The following is a 17,864-nucleotide window of genomic DNA, read 5'->3' on the forward strand; positions in this document are numbered from 1 at the left end:
TTTTACATCATGGAAAAGGGGGAGCAAGGATGAATGGAATGTGGTTTGCGATTCTGCTGTATCTCGGCCTGATGGTCGCGCTTGGTGTGATCGCCTATTATCGGACGAAGAACATGAATGATTATATGCTTGGAGGTCGGACGATTGGTCCCGTCGTCACTGCGCTCTCAGCAGGAGCAAGCGATATGAGTGGGTGGCTGTTGATGGGATTACCGGGGGCGATGTTTGCAACTGGTCTGTCCAGTGGTTGGATTGTCATCGGATTACTGCTCGGTGCGTATGCTAACTGGTTGCTTGTCGCTCCACGTTTACGTGCGTATACGGCACATGCCGGGGATGCAATCACGATTCCGGACTACTTTGAAAAACGATTCCACGATAAAAGTGGGGTTCTGCGTACCGTTTCAGCTGGAGTTATCTTAATATTCTTTATAATGTACGCATCAAGTGGTTTTGTAGCCGGTGGTCGTTTGTTTGAATCGGTGTTTGGATTGGAATATACGACCGGGTTATGGATTTTAGCCGGAGTCGTCATCGCCTATGTGTTCCTCGGCGGATTCCTCGCCGTCAGTTGGACGGATGTCGTGCAAGGGATGATCATGGTCATTGCCTTATTAATCGTCCCAGCCGTCACGTTGTCACTCAGCGGCGGGATCAATGAGACGCTTGAGACGATCCGTTCGACGGACGGATCGAAACTGGAATTGTTTAAAGGAACGACGGTTGTTGGAATCGTTTCATTACTCGCGTGGGGACTCGGTTACTTTGGTCAACCCCACATCATCGTCCGTTTTATGGCGATTCGGAACTTACACGAGATGAAAGCAGCACGTCGTGTCGGGATGATCTGGATGACGTTCTCGATTGTCGGCGCGATGGTGACAGGCTTGTTCGGATACGCTTACTTCACGCAACAAGGCGGGACGCTCGAAAATCCGGAGAACGTCTTCATTCAATTGTCGCGCGATCTCTTCCCGGGGTTCGTGACCGGTTTGTTACTGGCAGCGTTACTCGCTGCCATCATGTCAACGATTTCGACGCAGTTACTTGTTTCATCAAGTGCCGCCACAAATGATTTTTATCAACGGTTCTTGAAGCGGAATGCGTCGGATAAGGAACTGATGGTCGTCGGTCGTGTGATGGTCCTCGTGGTTGCTGTCCTTGCGATTTTGTTGTCGTTTGGTGCTCAAAAATCAATTTTAACACTCGTCGGATATGCCTGGGCCGGATTTGGTGCTGCGTTTGGACCAGTCGTGCTGTTCAGCTTATTATGGCGCCGAATGAACAAACATGGGGCTCTTGCCTCGATGATTACAGGAACAGTCGTCGTCATCGGATGGATTTTGATGGTTCAAAACGTCAGTGGTCTGCCATCGTATATCGCCGACCTGTATGAAATGATTCCTGCGTTCTTCGCGTCGACGGTTGCGCTCGTCGTCGGCAGTCTGTTGACGAAAGCGCCAAGTCAGGCAATTTATGATGAATTTGATACCGTTCAAGCTCAGCTTAAAGGAGCGGAACAAGAACGGAAAGCAGTGTAACGATGCACAGAGGAATGGGAGAGGGGAACCTCTCTCATTTTTTTGGTAATGCTGTTTTGAATATTCAGATTTTTTGTTTTGCTTCTCGACAGCTTGGGTAATTCATAACTAGAAGCTTTCTGCCCGGAAGCTTTGCTACCCCTATAAGGACGATGGTGCGGACCTCCCCCCGATGCACCATCGTCTTTTTTGTCTGGACAAAAAGTGCTATGATTAGAAATAGTGTAAAATATATTGAAAAAGTTCCGGAGGTGGAATCAGATGGCAAAGATTAATGAAGAACAAGTCCGCCATGTGGCGCATTTAGCACGTCTCGCCGTAACAGATGAAGAGGTTCAACAATTTACCGTTCAACTCGAGAAGATTCTCGGGTTTGCTGAACAATTAAATGAGCTCGATACGACAGGAGTCGAACCGACGACACACGTCCTCGATCTTAAAAACGTCTTGCGTAAAGACGAAGTACGCCCATCACTTCCGCGTACGGAAGTAGAACGACTCGCACCTGATTGGGAAGACGGACAAGTCCGTGTCCCGGCAGTGTTCGAATAAGGAGGAGACCACCGATATGTCACTTTTTGAACATGGTGTAAAGAACTTACACACACTCGTCAAAGATGGGGAAGTTAAAGTATCTGAACTTGTCCAAGAATCCTTTGACCGGATTGACCGCGTTGATGGAAAAATCGGAGCCTTTTTGTCTCTGAATGAAGAGGCTTTCGAACAAGCAAAACGAATGGACGAAATCGCAAAACACGAAGCAAGCCCGTTATTCGGTTTGCCGATTGGTGTCAAAGACAACATCGTCACAAAAGGAATGACGACGACATGTGGTTCGAAGTTCCTTGAAAACTTCGTACCGGCTCACGATGCGACGGTCGTCGAACGGCTGCATGAAGCAGGTGCCGTCACAATCGGGAAGTTGAACATGGATGAATTCGCGATGGGATCATCAAACGAAAACTCGGCGTATAAGCCGGTTCGCAACCCGTGGGACACGAAACACGTACCGGGCGGTTCGTCAGGCGGTTCAGCGGCAGCTGTCGCAGCCGGAGAAGTCTTGTTCAGCCTTGGTTCTGATACGGGTGGATCGATTCGTCAACCGGCTGCGTATTGTGGTGTCGTCGGTTTAAAACCGACATACGGTCTTGTCTCGCGTTTCGGTCTCGTCGCGTTCGCTTCGTCACTTGATCAAATCGGCCCGGTGACACGGACTGTCGAAGACAATGCGTACTTATTGAGTGCGATTGCCGGACACTGCGACATGGATTCAACGTCGGCCAACGTGAATCCGACCGACTATACACAGGCATTGACGGGTGACATTAAAGGCTTGAAGATTGCCGTTCCGAAAGAATATTTCGGCGAAGGTGTCAGTGAAGGCGTCAAGGAGAACATCCGGACCGCCATCAAGAAACTTGAGTCGCTTGGTGCGACGGTCGATGAAGTTTCACTTCCGAACTCGAAATATGCGCTTGCGACGTATTACTTACTCGCTTCTTCAGAAGCTTCATCGAACTTGGCCCGTTTCGACGGAATCCGTTATGGTGTCCGTGCGGAAGCCGATGCACTCGAAGATGTCTTCAAGTATTCGCGCGCTCAAGGTTTCGGTGACGAAGTCAAACGCCGGATCATGCTCGGCACATATGCCCTCAGCTCAGGTTATTACGATGCATACTATAAAAAAGCACAACAAGCCCGGACGTTAATCAAACAAGATTTTGACCAAGTCCTTGCGAAATACGATGTCATCATCGGACCAACTGCACCGACTCCAGCCTTTGAACTTGGTGCACAGAACGATGATCCGGTCACGATGTATGCCAACGATATCTTGACGATTCCAATTAACTTGGCAGGGGTACCGGCAATTTCGGTTCCAGCCGGTCTCGTCGACGGATTACCGGTCGGTCTGCAAATCATCGGAAAACACTTTGACGAGGCGACGATTTATCGTGCTGCGCATGCATTTGAGCTTGCGACCGGCGGATTCGCGCTTCCGAAGTTATAAAGGAGAATGCCTTATGAACTTTGAAACAGTCATCGGTATTGAGGTCCATGCCGAATTAAATACGAATACAAAGATGTTTTGTGGCTGTGCCCGGGAATACGGAGCGGAAACGAACACGAAGACGTGCCCGATCTGTCTCGGACATCCCGGTGTCCTGCCGAAAATCAATGAAAAAGCGGTCGAACTCGCCGTTCGTGCGGCAATGGCGTTGAACTGTCACGTTGCCGATCAAACGAAATTTGACCGGAAAAACTATTTTTATCCGGATACGCCAAAAGCCTATCAAATTTCGCAGTTTGATCAGCCGATCGGTTTTGACGGCTACATCGATGCTGAAGTGGACGGCGAAACGAAACGGTTCCGGATCGAACGCGTACACCTTGAAGAAGATGCCGGGAAGATGAACCACACCGGTGCCAACCATTCGGTCGTCGACTTCAACCGGACCGGCGCACCGTTGATCGAAATCGTCAGTGAAGCGGACATGCGCTCACCAAAAGAAGCGGTCGCGTATCTCGAACGTCTCAAAGAAGTGTTGCAGTATGCCGGCGTCTCGGACGTTAAGATGGAAGAAGGTTCGTTGCGGTGCGACTGTAACATCTCTGTGCGTCCCTACGGGCAAGAGAAGTTCGGTACGAAAACCGAGCTGAAGAACTTGAACTCATTCGGAAACGTCTTAAAAGGTCTTGAGTTTGAAGAAGACCGCCACCGTAAGCTGTTGTTATCCGGCGGTGTCATGCGCCAGGAGACACTTCGTTTTGACGAAGCGAAAAAACAAACCGTCTTGATGCGGGTCAAAGAAGGCGCGTCTGATTACCGCTACTTCCCTGAACCGGATCTCGTTAAGTTGGTCCTCGATCATGACTGGAAAGAAGCGATTCGCGCCGGTATCCCGGAATTACCGGATGCCCGTCGTGTCCGGTATCAGGAAGCACTTGGTCTATCGGCGTATGACGCGAAACAACTGACGGTCACACGTGAGATGGCGGAATACTTCGAAGCGACGATTGCAGCCGGTGCGGAACCGAAAGCAGCGGCGAACTGGACGGTCGGTGAAGTCCAAGGTCACTTGAACAAATCGACGGAAACGTTTGACACGATCAAGTTGACACCGGTCCGCCTTGCGGAAATGATCGAATTGATCGCCGGCGGCACGATTTCATCAAAAATCGCGAAACAAGTCTTCACGGCAGTCATCGAACAAGGCGTCGAGCCGCGCGCTTACGTCGAAGAACAAGGACTGGCTCAAATTTCGGATGAAGGACTGCTTCGCGGACTTGTCGTTGAGATGTTCGAAGCAAATCCAGCGGTTGTTGAAGAACTCGTCAACGGACGCGACCGGAAAAAAGGGTTTGTCATCGGTCAAATCATGAAGAAAACAAAAGGCATGGCGAATCCTGCCTTGCTCGACCAACTCTTCTATGAGGAATTGGAAAAATTAAAATAACCATTTGGAAGCGGCTGTTTCTCGTCTTGCATCAAGGCGGAGAAGCAGGCGTTTCTTTTTTTGCCTTTGTAATGTGCCGGGACTTCATGTAAAATAAAACAGTTATGTATCAAATGGATCGGTTGAGTAAAAAAGGAGAAAATCTTATGAGACCTAGAGCACGAGTGATTTATAACCCGACTTCCGGGAAAGAGATGGTAAAGCGAAATCTGCCGTATATCTTGGACCGGCTGGAAGCAGCGGGTTATGAGACTTCCGTCTATTCGACGAAAGCGGTCGGTGACGCGACATATGAAGCAGCACGGGCCTGTGAAGCCGAATTTGACCTTGTCGTTGCTGCAGGTGGAGATGGTACGTTAAACGAAGTAATCAGCGGGATGGCGTCTTACCCGGTTCGTCCGAAGTTAGGTGTCTTACCGGTCGGGACGACCAATGATTTTGGTCGGGCAATGCGGATTCCATTGACGATTGAAGGGGCGATGGATGTTATTTGTACCGGTTATACGATGCCGGTCGATATCGGTAAGATCGAAGGATCGACCGGAACCCATTACTTCATCAACATCGCAGGTGGTGGCATCATGACGGAATTGTCTTACGAAGTCCCGTCAAAGCTGAAGACAGCACTCGGACAATTGGCGTATTACGTCAAAGGGATGGAAAAACTTCCGCAAATCCGTCCGACGTACGTTGAGCTTGAGCATGAACGCGGGATCTTTAAAGGCGAAGTCATGCTCTTTTTGACATCGAACACCAATTCCGTAGGCGGGTTCGAGAAACTCTCGCCCAATGCCTCCCTCAATGATGGACGGTTTGATTTATTCATTTTGAAAAAATGTAATCTTGTCGAGTTGATTCGCGTGATGCGTTTGGCTTTAAAAGGCGATCATTTCTCTGATCCATGTGTCGAACACGTGACGACGTCATTCGTCCGGATGAAAAATACATCCGAAATGAGCTTGAACATCGATGGTGAATTCGGCGGAATCTGTGAAGGTGAGATGACGAATCTTCGGTCGCATTTCGACGTCATGACACCGAAGTTCCGGATCGATGAGATGGAAGCGATCAATGTACAGTTACGAGCTGAAGAAGAAGAAACAAACCTCGCGTAAAGCGCAGGGTTTTTAGGAGGAAACAAGATGATTCCAGTACAAAAAAATGATGAGCACGTCGTCGAAATCGTCGATTTGACGCACGACGGTTCAGGTGTCGCCCGGATTGACGGCTACACGATCTTTATTCCCGGTGCATTGCCGACAGAACAAGTGAAAGTGAAAATCACGAAAACGACGAAATCGTACGGTTTCGGACGGATCATCCGTCAAAAAACGAAGAGTGTCGATCGCGTTGAGCCACCTTGCCCGGTCTACAACCAGTGCGGCGGTTGCCAACTGCAACACCTTTCGTATGAAGCCGAACTGAAGTTCAAACACAACCGTGTCCGTGACGCGTTTGCCCGTCTTGCTGGTCTTGAAATTCCGGTCCATGAAACAATCGGCATGGAAGACCCATGGGGTTACCGCAACAAGGCACAAGTCCCGGTTGCCTTCCAATCGAACAAACTGATGGCTGGTTTTTATCAAAAACGCAGTCACCGGATCATCGACATGGATTACTGCTTGATCCAAAACAAAGAAAATGATGAAGCGATTCAAGCGGTTCGTAAAGTATTGGCCGACTTGAAGGTTCCAGCTTACGACGAAAAGAAAAACACCGGTGTCATCCGTCACATCATGGCACGCCACGGATACCATACAAACGAATTGATGATCGTTCTTGTAACGAAAGTCAAACAATTGCGCGGTGTGGATAAAATCGTCGAAGGCATCTTAAAAGCCGTTCCGAACGTCACATCGATCCAGCACAACATCAATCCGGATGAGACGAACGTCATCTTAGGAAAACGCAATATCGTCCTGCACGGACCAGCTGTCATCCGCGATCAAATCGCTGGATTGACGTATGAAATTTCACCGCACTCGTTCTTCCAGGTCAATCCGTTACAGACGGAAAAACTGTACGGAAAAGCACTCGAGTACGCACAATTGACAGGCAATGAAATCGTCGTTGATGCCTACTGCGGTATCGGTTCGATTTCGTTATCACTGGCCCAACAGGCGAAACACGTCTACGGCATCGAGATGGTTCCACAAGCGATTGATGATGCACGCCGGAACGCAAAAGCAAACGGCATCGACAACGTATCGTTTGAATACGGAACTGCAGAAACGGTCATGCCAGCACTTGTTAAAGGCGGCATCAAGCCGGACGTCATCGTCGTCGACCCACCACGTAAAGGCTGTGACGAAGAATTCTTGCGTGCTGCGGCTGAAGTTGCACCACAACGGATCGTCTACGTCTCATGTAACGCTTCGACGCAAGCGCGTGATGCGAAGTTGCTTGCTGAGCTTGGTTACAAGTTGATGGAAGTCACACCAGTTGATATGTTCCCACACACGACGCACGTCGAGAGTGTTGCCTTGTTCGTACGTGAAGAAAACTAAGCTAAAATAAAATGAGAACATCTTGTCCGCTTCTTGGATAAGATGTTCTCATTTTTTTGTTCGAAACTAGATAAATTATCGATTTTTAGGTGGAAAAAGTGTCTTGATCACCCGCTGACTCGCTTTTCCATCATCCAAGCCACAGAATTGCTCTTGAAATACTTTGTATTTATCTGCGTACTGCTTGGATTGTGTTTCAATGTCTTCGATATAGTCGATGACCTGATTACTTTCTTTTAACAAAGGGCCGGGAACAACCGCTTCAAAATCAAAGTAGAACCCGCGTAGGACGGACGCATATTTCTCCAAATCATACGTAAAGAACAGCATCGGTCGATTCAAATGCGCAAAATCAAAGAATACGGAGGAATAATCTGTGATCAGAAGATCGCTGATCAGATAAAGCTCGGCGATGTCGCCGTATGACGAGACGTCATACGCAAAACCGGCATACGCATCGAGATCCAAATGTTCAGCAATCAGATAATGCATCCGCAACAACACGATATAGTCCTGACCGAGACGTTCCTGCATCTGTTGTAAATCAAGTTGAAGATTAAACCGGTATTGGCCTTTCGTCACGAACTCATCGTCGCGCCAAGTCGGTGCATATAAAATGACTTTTTTGTTCGGCGGTACGTCCAATTTCCGCTTGATTGTCTCTGCCTGTTGATTCCGGTCAGGAGCGTATAAGAGATCATTTCGCGGATAGCCGCTTTCTAGCAGCGTGCCGCTGAAACCGAAGGCACGCTTGAAGATCTCACTTGAGTAGGTATTCGGTGAAAGCAGATAGTCCCACTCCTGTGCCTGCTGATAAAAATTCTTTTTGTATTGTTCGGTCGTTGTTCCTGCCATATGGACTTCCTCCATATCAAGACCGAGTCGTTTCAAAGGTGTCCCGTGCCACGTCTGCAGGTACGTCGTCGCCCGTCGTTTTTTTAAGCTGAGCGGCTGACGGGTATTAAAGATCCAGTACTGTGCGCGTGCCATATAGTAGTAATATTTCGGACTGTTCCGTAAAACCCAGTTCGGACAGACCGCTTTGACATCAGCGGTCGGCTCCTTCGCAAAAATCCAGACGAGTGTCAGTTCCGGACGTTGCCGCTTAAGCGTTTGATACAGTGCTTTCGGATTGTCGGAGTAGCCGCGTCCTAAAAAACTTTCGAACAACACCAGATTTTTTTGAATCGGCAGTTTTTGAAACAGACGATAGAGCAGTAATCCTTTATGAATTTTTTTGCGGCGAATTGTCGTAAGTAACTGTGTCATGTGAGGCTCCTTCTAAAAGTAAACTTAAAAATGATGTTGTCTGTAGTGCGTCGGCGTCTCACCCGTCGTCTGTTTAAAGGCTTGGCTGAAGTGGCTTTGACTCGAGAAATGCAGCTTGTTGGAGATCGTCAGTAACGAATCATCCGTCGAGCGGAGCAACCGTTTGGCTTCCCGAATCCGTTCGCGAATCACATAACGGGCGAGCGGAAGACCGGTTTCTTCTTTAAAGAGGACAGACAAGTAGTTTGATGAGACGTGAATCGCTTGGCTGATCGATGAGACGGACAAGGGATCATACAGATGTTGCTGGATGTAGCGGATGGCGGCTAAAACATGCGGCGAATGTCGGAGTTCCTGAATTTGTTTAACGGCTTCCGCAAAACTGACGGTGATCCGGACATGACGATTTCTCAGTTCTGAAATACTTGTTGCAGCTTCGATCGACTCAATCATCCGGTCACTGAGCATGAAGGCTTCATCCGGCTCAAGCCCACCTGTGATGGCGGCGCGGGCACTTAACAATACGGTACCGAGCAACAGGTTTTTTTCGGCGCGTAACGGCTGATGACGGGCCAGCGAACCAAATTCTCCGTAGGCCGGCAGGGAATAGGTCGTCGCCAAGCGTTCACTTTGTCCGGAAGCAATCCATTCGATGATTTGTTGTTCCCGCTCCCAGGCTTTAATATAGGCGGTTGTCGCCGTATGGGGCGGTACATCAGCGACTAACGGAATTTCCGGATCATCGCTTTCGGATTCCGTCCGGATATCACGCGCGACCAACTGTTGACCGGTCAACAACCGATAGACCAAGTGGGCGCAATCGATCAGCCGATTTTCCGTCGTCCGCGTCAATGATTTATAAAATTGATGGAAGGTCTCGTCCTGAATGTGTGCGCGAAACAGCGCGGACTGCAGTAAAACAGGACCGATCCGGTATTGTCCTTGATCGAGTACAGGAATGAACAAATAAGCCGTTCCGTCCTTTAACGTATACAACAACGGCGTCGTGTCCGGTATCGGCCATTCCTGTTCAATGGCAAGCTGGCTCGGATGAACCGGCGCAGCAGGGCGAATCGGCAAGGCGTCTCCTGTCGACGATTGATACGACACGAAAAAACCAGTCGTTCCGTACAGATTTTCTGCGGTTTGGATTAAATCCTCCTGGTGCAAAGTCGGCACTTCAATCCCTCCTTTCTCTAGAAACGTGTTGCTTACAGTTTACGTCGTGTCTTGTCGATTGTATAGCAAGAATGAATCGTCAAAGATTAAATGGAAATGAAAACAGACATCAACTACCCGTGAATCGGAGAGGTCGATGTCTGTTCGTTTGCAATCAATTAACGATCGGGTTGATCTTCGTCGGCGCGCGTTTCCTGCTGCACCGTCAAGTCGTCTTCAGAAAAATCAGTTGCGGGAGACACATCTTCATCGAGTGATGCGACGGCTGCTTCTTCGTAAGCCAGCGCGTCCGGTTCAACCGATTCAGTGCGTGGTGTGCTGTCATCTGGAACGGTCGTCTCATCCATTTGGAAGTCAATCGTCAAGGAGTGGAGTTCCGTTGCGATCTGTGCCAAATGGGATGCCGCCGTCGTGACGGCTTCGATTGTGGCATTCGTTTCCTGGATGCTCGCGGCACTCGTCTCGATTCCGGCTGCGTTCTCCTCCGTCAACGCGAGGATCGTTCCCATGGCATCCGAAACGTCTTCCGTCGCTGTCGTCAAGGCACGGATATCGCCCGTCAACGACTCCGTCCGTTTCGAGACGTGTTGGACAGAACCGGCAATCTGTTCAAAATCGACTCCCGTCGTCTTGACTGATTCAAGGGATTGTTTTAAGTCATCCATGACACCGTTCATCGCACCCATTGCCGTTTGGGTCTCGTGCTGGATGTTATCGAGCAACTGTTTGATTTGTTTGGCTGATTGATCACTTTCTTCCGCAAGTTTCCGGACTTCACTTGCGACGACGGCGAAACCACGTCCTTGTTCACCGACACGGGCAGCTTCGATCGCGGCATTTAATGCCAGCAGATTCGTCTGACTCGAAATGGCCTGTAAGGTTCCGAGGATTTTACCGATTTCATCCGATCGTTTCCCGAGGAAGTCGGAGGTATTTTGAATTTCTTGTTCCAGTGAATCGGAATGCTGCAACAAGTCCGTGATGGTTTGCTTCGTCAACGAACTGCCGCGTGTCGCAGCATCTGCGACTGTAGCGACCTCGAGTAATGTTTCAGAAGCCGCCGCCTGCATCGCGATGGATCGTTCCTTCACGCCATAGACAGCATGAGAAGAACGTTCCGCCTGTTTGGTTTGTGTCTCACCGGCAGCCGCGATTTCTTCCATCGTTTGTCCGATTTGAACAGATGCATTTTGAACGTGAGTCGCATTCGACGATAAGTCCTGCGAAGCATCGCGGACGGTTCCGGCAGATTGGGTCATCGCCGTAATCGTTTGACGTAACTTATGACGCATCGCATCAAAGTTTTCGCCGAGGTCGGATAATTCATCACGAATCAGACGTTTTGGACGGACTGTCGTTCGTAAGTCACCGTTCGCAATGGCCAGTGCTTCGCTGCGAAGACCGGATAATGGACGGTTAATCGACCGACCGATCAACCAAGCGATCAGCGTTGCCAGTGCAATCGCAATGACGAAATTAATCAAGGACTGGGTGAGCATCGCATCTTTTGGTGCATACAACGAAGCATAGTCGAGAACGACGGCTAATTTAAAGCCGGTCTTGGAAGACAGTTGCCAGATGACGACAGATTTTTTGCCGTTGACGTCCATGATGGCAGAACCGGATTCTTGGCTGATCATTTGTTTAGGTGCTGCAAAGTAGGCATTGCCGTTTTCACGCAGTTGATCCACTTTTTTGAAGAAGTAATTTTTATTCGGGTGGGTAACGATTTTGCCGTCCTTCGTGTAACTGAATACGAAACCGTCTTGACCGATCTCAATCCGTTTCATGTCTTCGGACAGCCGATCAACACTTTTATAAACGGATAATACACCTTTGATGTTGGCTTGATCGTCCAGCGTCGCTTTGGAAAACCCGATGACCGATAATTTGGTCGCTTCATCGTAATACGGTTCGCTCATCGCGACGGTGCTTGAATTTTCGAGTGCTTGTGTGTACCAGATTTCCTTGCGGGGATCATAACCCGATGCCGCGTCTTGTTTCGGCCAGTTCAGATAACCACCGTCAACGTCCGCATATTGAACAAAGGAGTTCTCAATCTTAGACGAACCGTACTTTTCAAGGATGCTGTAGATGTCTTTTGCTTTTTGGGAAGGCAGTTCGGTCGATGTGGGTGCGTCACTTGGTTTTATGTAGTTGGGTAATTGCCCATTGGCACGGTTGAAGGGAAGACCTGCGAGTAAGGTCGTATCTTTTTTCGTGTCATCGATGATCCGTGAAAATGATTGTTCCAGTTGTTTTAAGGCTGTCTGCGACGTCGAGTCGACGAGACGTTCGACCGTCTGACTCGTCTGATCATACGAAAACCAGGTCGAGACGCCTAAAGTAAGAGCGGGTAATAAAATAAGTCCAATAAAGAGCCGACGTGTAATCGGAAGGCGCATATGTAATTCTCCTATCTTTTGAAATAGTCTTTAAAATCTGTCTATTCTGATTATCGGAAGGGTAGTACTAAATATGAAGGAATTGTGGGGAGATTTTCATGATTTGGGAACTGAACGTAACCAGAGTTCATGATAAAATAGAAGAGGTGTCACAGAGTGGCTAGGGAGGAACCAGAAATGAATATCGCTTTTTTCTTATTACCAAAAGACGAAGTCAAATACTTAGATCCGGAGTCAACGGTCAGACAAGCATTGGAAAAGATGAAACATCATCGTTTCACATCGGTCCCACTCGTTGACGATAAAGGAAAATATGCAGGAACCCTGACGGAAGGGGATGTCCTGTGGGCACTGGAAAAAAATCTGGAACATGCGGATTATGACCATGTCTTGCAGACACGTTTGACGGACATTAAACAACGTGTCCGGTACAAGCCGGTTTCGATTACGGCACAGATGGAAGAGATGATTGAAGTCATCACCGATCAGAATTTCGTACCGGTGATTGATGACGGCAGACACTTCATCGGAATCATCCGCCGGCGTGATATCATCGATTATTTTGCGAAAAAAGTCGCCCGCGAAAACGTCGAATATTAAAATCTAGTATTAAAAGCACTTATTTTCACGAAATGTGAGGATGAGTGCTTTTTATTGACCCATTTCGACTTCACGAATCGTTGTCGCAAGACGATATAGAAGCATAATGACAATTAGGGAGGACGATGTGTTGCGACGTTTATCACCAGTCTCCATCGTAGAAGCATTCCGAAAACGCTCCTACTACAAAACGTTCTCATGGATGATTTCAATCATTGGGTTATTAGCGTTATTAATCGCGACGCAACAACTTATGAAAAATCTGGAAGAGGGGTATCAGTTTAAGCGCTCAAGTGAGATGATGAACAATTTTGATTCATTGAATCAAGTCGAACGGGATTTGACGAGTGGTTATTATCAGATGTTAAGTGACCGTAGTAATCCAAACCGAGACACTGAAACAAGTAAACCACTTGAGGATGAATTAACGACGCTCAAACAGCAGATCCAGGCGACCCAAACGGCGGATGCCGCGAAAAAGAATCTTCTTGCTGAAATTAACCAGATTCAAACAGACGGTCCTGAATCAGAACATCAATTTTTTTCCGCAGCCACCATGTACAAAAGCGAGATTTTGTTTAATCAGCTTTCGTTAAGCGGAGAAACAGGAACTTATTATTCTTTATTCTCTAATCTGATTTTGATGGAAGAGGAATTCGGACGAGCCGGGCAGTTTCTTTTAAGTACGGATCAAGACAGCCGGTTGGATGCGATTGAACTGTTGCGGATGCGTCAAATTCGGCAAGATGTCAATTTACGCAACAACACGTTGATTCAATCGTTGTATGCAACGATGCAACCGGAAGATACGGGACGCAGACGGGATATCTCGGTGATGAGCAATCAAATGTATGCCTATTTACGGATGCTCGACGCAACACTCAGTCAACCGGACAATCCGCAATACGGGACAATCGATAAGATATCAGAACGGTATCAAGCGAGTATGTACCGCTCGTTTGATGAAGGAATTCAACGTGTCCAGTCCGAAATGACGGAAAAAGGGAATACCCTGATCCGCAATGCCTGGCTCATGTTCGGCGTGACATGTCTCGTGATTTTGACATTGCTTTTATTGACGTTATCGTTGTTACGTGCTTTTCGAAAAGATTTACATATCCTCCAAGAGGAAGCTGTCTTTTTTGCCGACGGTCCCCGTCAGTCGCATTATCAAGTGCCGGACCGCAATGATTTTCGTCCCGTCGTGCAAGCCTTTCGGACGATGACGACGATCATCTCCGGATTACTGGATTATAACGATAAAAAAACCGTCGAAATCAAACAGAAAAAAGCAGAAATCGAGTCCCTGTTTTCACAAAATACAGATCCAATCATCGCACTGTCCGCAGAGTTTGAGCTGTTGAGCGGAAATGACCGCTTTCAACAGCTGGCTCAAACGTCTGAACTACTGACAATCGAAGAATTGATTCATCCGGCAGATCTCAATCGTTTCCGCCGTGCGCTGAACCGGGCGGTTGAAGGCTACAGTCAGACGATTCGCTGCCAGATGATTTTTAAGCAGGACATTCGCAACATGTTCGTCAACATCATTCATGTTCCAACGAAAAGTGATGGCGGCACCGCCCTTTACTTGACGTGTCATGACGAAACAGACCAGTTCAAACGGGAAGAACGGATCACACAACTGGCTCTGTATGATGTCTTGACCGGACTGTTGAATCGAAACGGATTTGAACAAAAGATGGAAGAAGCACTCGCCGCACCACAACCGGGTGAACTGGTCACAATCGGTGTGCGCCAATTTAGACGAATCAATGATATCTATGGCCACAGTGCCGGTGATCAGATTTTAAAAGAAGTCTCGAATCGCTTACGTCGTCATTTCATCGGAACAGGCGCCGCAGCCCGCATCGGGGGAGATGAGTTTGCCGTCTTGATCTTTCAGCAAGATATCGTTGACTACCGTGACCTCAAAACAATCATCGAACGTCCCTATCACATCGAAGGTGAAAAAATCGACGTCAGCATCAGCATGAGCATGGTCCGTTATCCGGATGATGCCGTCGCGGTGACGTCCTTGCTGTCATCGGTCGATATCGCGATGCAACATGCGAAGCGGGAACAAGCGGGTGAACCGGTATGGTTTGAGTCTTGGATGAGTGAGGAGTACCGGGAATCGGTGGTACTGGAGTCGGAGTTGCGGGAAGCGATTGCCCGAAACGAGCTGCAGTTATTTTATCAGCCGCAAGTCAACTTACAGACGAAAGAAGTGGATGGCTGTGAAGCCTTGTTGCGGTGGTTCCATCCGGAGCGGGGAATGATCAGTCCAGCCGTCTTCATTCCGATTGCCGAACGCTCGATGCTGATTGAAGAGATTGGCATGTGGGTCGTCCAAGAATCCGTCCAGCAAGTCAGACGATGGGAAGGAACACCGCTTGCATCCTTGCGTGTCTCGGCCAACTTGTCCGTCAAGGAACTCGTCTCCGGTCGGATCGTGGAATTTCTGACGGAAGTCAGAAACCGCTATCCCGGGATTGAACAACGAATGGAGCTCGAGATTACAGAATCATTTGGTGTATTTTCTGATACACGCGTCTTTGATGCGTTACAGACATTACACGGCATCGGCTACCGGTTAGCGATTGATGATTTTGGAACAGGCTATTCATCGTTGTCCTATCTCAGCCGCTTGCCGATCCAACGCTTGAAGATTGACCGGTCCTTTATCAGTGGGGCGGATGCCTGTTCGAACGCCCCGTTAATTGAAACGATCATCCGACTCGCGCATACATTAAAGTATGACGTCGTCGCCGAAGGGATCGAACAAGCGGAACAAGGGGAGAATTTACGAAAACTCGATTGTGAGTATGGGCAAGGGTTCTATTATTCACGCCCGATTCCAGCGGATGAATTCGAAATTTGGTATGACCGGTATCAAGAGAAAATTAAACAATCTGGTTGATGCGTTCGTATTGTTTCGCCAGAAGATGAAAGATGACCGCTTCCGATTAAATGGAGGAAGCGGTCATCTTTTTTAGTTTCATTGAAAAGCGAACGTCCTTGTCCGTTCCTTTCTGTCTGACCTTTTCTTGACAAAAAAACGAAACGATGGATTCCCTTGCGAAGGGACCATCGTTTCGTTGTTTGGTTTACTTTAAGCAGTCGTGCCTCTAATCCATTCAAAGCAACTCTGTGAATCAATCAAACACGGTCAAGTGCGAGATCGTCTGTTTCCGCCAAGTACGCCTTGATCGGAGCAACTGCTTCGTTGACCGTACCAGGAGCGAACGGGGATTTTAACCCGGCACGTTCCACGAGCGTAAGGAAACTTTCCGATCCACCCGCCTTACAAAGCTCAAGGTAGGACTTCCAAGCCGCTTCCCGGTCTTGCTCCATCCATGCATAGAACTGGAACGCACAGACTTGTGCGAGCGTGTAATCGATGTAGTAGAACGGACTGCCGAAGACGTGTCCCTGTTGATGCCACCAAGCACCGGAATCGAGATAATCATTTTCTTCATAGTTGCGGTGTGGTAAATATTTCTGTTCGATCGCACGCCATGCCGCACGACGCTCCGCCGGCGTCAGTTCCGGCTGGTTGTAGATGACATGTTGGAACTCATCGATCGCGACACCGTACGGCAGGAAGGTAACGCCACCGGCAAGGTGACTGAATTTGTATTTGGCCGTCTGATCGCCGAAGAATTCCTCCATCCATGGATACGCAAAGTATTCCATCGACATCGAATGAATCTCACACGCTTCATACGTCGGGAACCCGTATTCCGGCACGGTGAAGTGACGGCTCTCATAGACTTGGAAAGCGTGTCCGACTTCGTGTGTCAAGACGTCGATATCGCCCGCTGTTCCGTTAAAGTTCGAGAAGATGAACGGGAGTTTTTCATCGGCGATATACGTACAGTATCCGCCGCCTGCTTTACCCGGTTTCGCTGTCAGATCAAGCGCACCGCGATCAATCATGTACTCGAAGAACTCATTCGTCTCCGGAGACATGTCCCGGTACATTTTCTTGCCGCCTTCGATGATGAAAGCTTCTTCGCCTTGTGGTGTCGCGTTACCGGACTTAAAGGCGAATCCTTCATCGTAATAATAAAGGGAATCGACACCGATCCGGCGTTGCTGGCGTTCTTTTAATGATGTCGCAATCGGTACGATCGTCTCGAGAATTTGCTCCCGGTAGTTTTCGACCATCGATTGATCATAATCGACACGCAACATCCGGGCATACCCGAGTTCGACGAACGACGGGAAGCCGAGGGTCTTGGCGATATCGGTCCGAACGTGGACCAGTTTGTCGTAAATCGTATCAATCGCGTCCCCGTGTTCCTTCAAATAGCCGTAGCGTGCTTCAGAAGCCGCTTTTCGGACGCTCCGGTCAGATGACTGGAGGTAAGGGCCGAACTGGGATAAGTTCAACGTCTTGCCGTCAAATTCGATTTGAGCAGCCGACATCAACTTTGTATATTCACTCGCCAGTCGGTTTTCTTCCTGAAGTTTTGGGATGATGGCATCCGAGAACGTTTTTAAGCTCGCTTCCGCCAGTAAAAACAATTGTTTGCCCCACGTCGATTCGAGTGAAGCGCGGAGCGGATGAGCCGTCAAGGCATGGTAATAACTTGAGACGTAGCCTTGGTATACCGGACCGGCTTCGTCAAAGAAACCTTGCTCGGTTTCGTAAAAACCATCGCGTGTATCGATCGTATGCCGGATCTCAACGAGCTGGCTGGCTGTTTCAAATTGGTTTCTGAGGGTATTAATCTCAGTGATGGCATTGTTTGCTGCATCGACGTCTGTTGCTTCACGCAACCGATTAATCGCGGCATGCATAGAAGTTTCAAGGACGTTTAGGTCAGGACGGACATATGTAAGTTCTGAAAATGTTAACATGTAAGCGCCTCCTTGTGATTTCTAACTATTATCACA

At 48.6% G+C, this 17,864-nt stretch carries 12 protein-coding genes; 8 read left to right on the plus strand and 4 right to left on the minus strand.

Features of this window, described 5'->3' with window-relative positions:
* The first annotated feature begins 29 nt into the window (after positions 1-29).
* The 6 genes from putP to rlmD all read left to right on the plus strand — a co-directional run bounded on the left by putP (position 30) and on the right by rlmD (position 7,506).
* Positions 30-1,541: a sodium/proline symporter PutP gene (putP, locus tag D3D03_RS10925; RefSeq protein WP_119923584.1), complete on the plus strand. Its 1,512-nt coding sequence runs from the start codon at positions 30-32 to the stop codon at positions 1,539-1,541.
* A 261-nt stretch (positions 1,542-1,802) separates the two neighbouring features.
* Positions 1,803-2,093, plus strand: a complete 291-nt coding sequence (gene gatC / locus D3D03_RS10930) for an Asp-tRNA(Asn)/Glu-tRNA(Gln) amidotransferase subunit GatC (RefSeq protein WP_014971273.1) — start codon at positions 1,803-1,805, stop codon at positions 2,091-2,093.
* Between the two features lie 16 nt (positions 2,094-2,109).
* The gene (gene gatA, locus D3D03_RS10935; RefSeq protein ID WP_119923585.1) at positions 2,110-3,552 is read left to right on the plus strand and encodes an Asp-tRNA(Asn)/Glu-tRNA(Gln) amidotransferase subunit GatA; all 1,443 of its coding nucleotides are present in this window, start codon (positions 2,110-2,112) and stop codon (positions 3,550-3,552) included.
* A gap of 13 nt (positions 3,553-3,565) precedes the next feature.
* Positions 3,566-4,999 carry an Asp-tRNA(Asn)/Glu-tRNA(Gln) amidotransferase subunit GatB gene (gene gatB, locus D3D03_RS10940; protein WP_026832072.1) on the plus strand — a complete coding sequence of 478 codons (1,434 nt, stop codon included), beginning with the start codon at positions 3,566-3,568 and terminating at the stop codon, positions 4,997-4,999.
* 146 nt (positions 5,000-5,145) lie between these two features.
* Positions 5,146-6,114: a diacylglycerol kinase gene (locus D3D03_RS10945; RefSeq protein WP_119923586.1), complete on the plus strand. Its 969-nt coding sequence runs from the start codon at positions 5,146-5,148 to the stop codon at positions 6,112-6,114.
* A gap of 27 nt (positions 6,115-6,141) precedes the next feature.
* Entirely contained in the window at positions 6,142-7,506 is a 1,365-nt protein-coding gene (rlmD, locus tag D3D03_RS10950) for a 23S rRNA (uracil(1939)-C(5))-methyltransferase RlmD (RefSeq protein ID WP_119923587.1), read from the plus strand.
* A 75-nt stretch (positions 7,507-7,581) separates the two neighbouring features.
* Here the strand turns inward: rlmD and D3D03_RS10955 are convergent, their stop codons facing one another.
* From D3D03_RS10955 to D3D03_RS10965, 3 genes are all read right to left on the minus strand, one after another.
* Positions 7,582-8,775 carry a CDP-glycerol glycerophosphotransferase family protein gene (locus tag D3D03_RS10955; RefSeq protein WP_119923588.1) on the minus strand — a complete coding sequence of 398 codons (1,194 nt, stop codon included), beginning with the start codon at positions 8,773-8,775 and terminating at the stop codon, positions 7,582-7,584.
* A 24-nt stretch (positions 8,776-8,799) separates the two neighbouring features.
* On the minus strand, positions 8,800-9,954 hold the full coding sequence (locus tag D3D03_RS10960) for a helix-turn-helix domain-containing protein (protein ID WP_119923589.1): 1,155 nt from the start codon (positions 9,952-9,954) through the stop codon (positions 8,800-8,802).
* A 158-nt stretch (positions 9,955-10,112) separates the two neighbouring features.
* Positions 10,113-12,359 carry a methyl-accepting chemotaxis protein gene (locus D3D03_RS10965; protein ID WP_233550690.1) on the minus strand — a complete coding sequence of 749 codons (2,247 nt, stop codon included), beginning with the start codon at positions 12,357-12,359 and terminating at the stop codon, positions 10,113-10,115.
* Positions 12,360-12,536: 177 nt separating this feature from the next.
* Here D3D03_RS10965 and D3D03_RS10970 point away from each other — a divergent pair, with 177 nt between their 5' ends.
* On the plus strand, positions 12,537-12,959 hold the full coding sequence (locus D3D03_RS10970) for a CBS domain-containing protein (protein ID WP_026832078.1): 423 nt from the start codon (positions 12,537-12,539) through the stop codon (positions 12,957-12,959).
* 127 nt (positions 12,960-13,086) lie between these two features.
* Positions 13,087-15,882, plus strand: a complete 2,796-nt coding sequence (locus D3D03_RS10975; protein WP_119923590.1) for a putative bifunctional diguanylate cyclase/phosphodiesterase — start codon at positions 13,087-13,089, stop codon at positions 15,880-15,882.
* Positions 15,883-16,121: 239 nt separating this feature from the next.
* Here the strand turns inward: D3D03_RS10975 and D3D03_RS10980 are convergent, their stop codons facing one another.
* The gene (locus tag D3D03_RS10980) at positions 16,122-17,828 is read right to left on the minus strand and encodes a M3 family oligoendopeptidase (RefSeq protein WP_119923591.1); all 1,707 of its coding nucleotides are present in this window, start codon (positions 17,826-17,828) and stop codon (positions 16,122-16,124) included.
* Positions 17,829-17,864 lie beyond the last annotated feature (36 nt).

Origin of the sequence: Exiguobacterium sp. RIT452 (assembly GCF_003598705.1) — a bacterium.
Classification (GTDB): Bacteria; Bacillota; Bacilli; order Exiguobacteriales; family Exiguobacteriaceae; genus Exiguobacterium_A; species Exiguobacterium_A undae.

Bases quoted from the DNA above. Each gene is read 5' to 3' on its own strand.
- putP (WP_119923584.1), top strand. From the start codon at position 30: ATGAATGGAATGTGGTTTGCGATTCTGCTGTATCTCGGCCTGATGGTC.
- gatC (WP_014971273.1), top strand. From the start codon at position 1,803: ATGGCAAAGATTAATGAAGAACAAGTCCGCCATGTGGCGCATTTAGCA.
- gatA (WP_119923585.1), top strand. From the start codon at position 2,110: ATGTCACTTTTTGAACATGGTGTAAAGAACTTACACACACTCGTCAAA.
- gatB (WP_026832072.1), top strand. From the start codon at position 3,566: ATGAACTTTGAAACAGTCATCGGTATTGAGGTCCATGCCGAATTAAAT.
- D3D03_RS10945 (WP_119923586.1), top strand. From the start codon at position 5,146: ATGAGACCTAGAGCACGAGTGATTTATAACCCGACTTCCGGGAAAGAG.
- rlmD (WP_119923587.1), top strand. From the start codon at position 6,142: ATGATTCCAGTACAAAAAAATGATGAGCACGTCGTCGAAATCGTCGAT.
- D3D03_RS10955 (WP_119923588.1), bottom strand. From the start codon at position 8,775: ATGACACAGTTACTTACGACAATTCGCCGCAAAAAAATTCATAAAGGA.
- D3D03_RS10965 (WP_233550690.1), bottom strand. From the start codon at position 12,359: ATGCGCCTTCCGATTACACGTCGGCTCTTTATTGGACTTATTTTATTA.
- D3D03_RS10970 (WP_026832078.1), top strand. From the start codon at position 12,537: ATGAATATCGCTTTTTTCTTATTACCAAAAGACGAAGTCAAATACTTA.
- D3D03_RS10980 (WP_119923591.1), bottom strand. From the start codon at position 17,828: ATGTTAACATTTTCAGAACTTACATATGTCCGTCCTGACCTAAACGTC.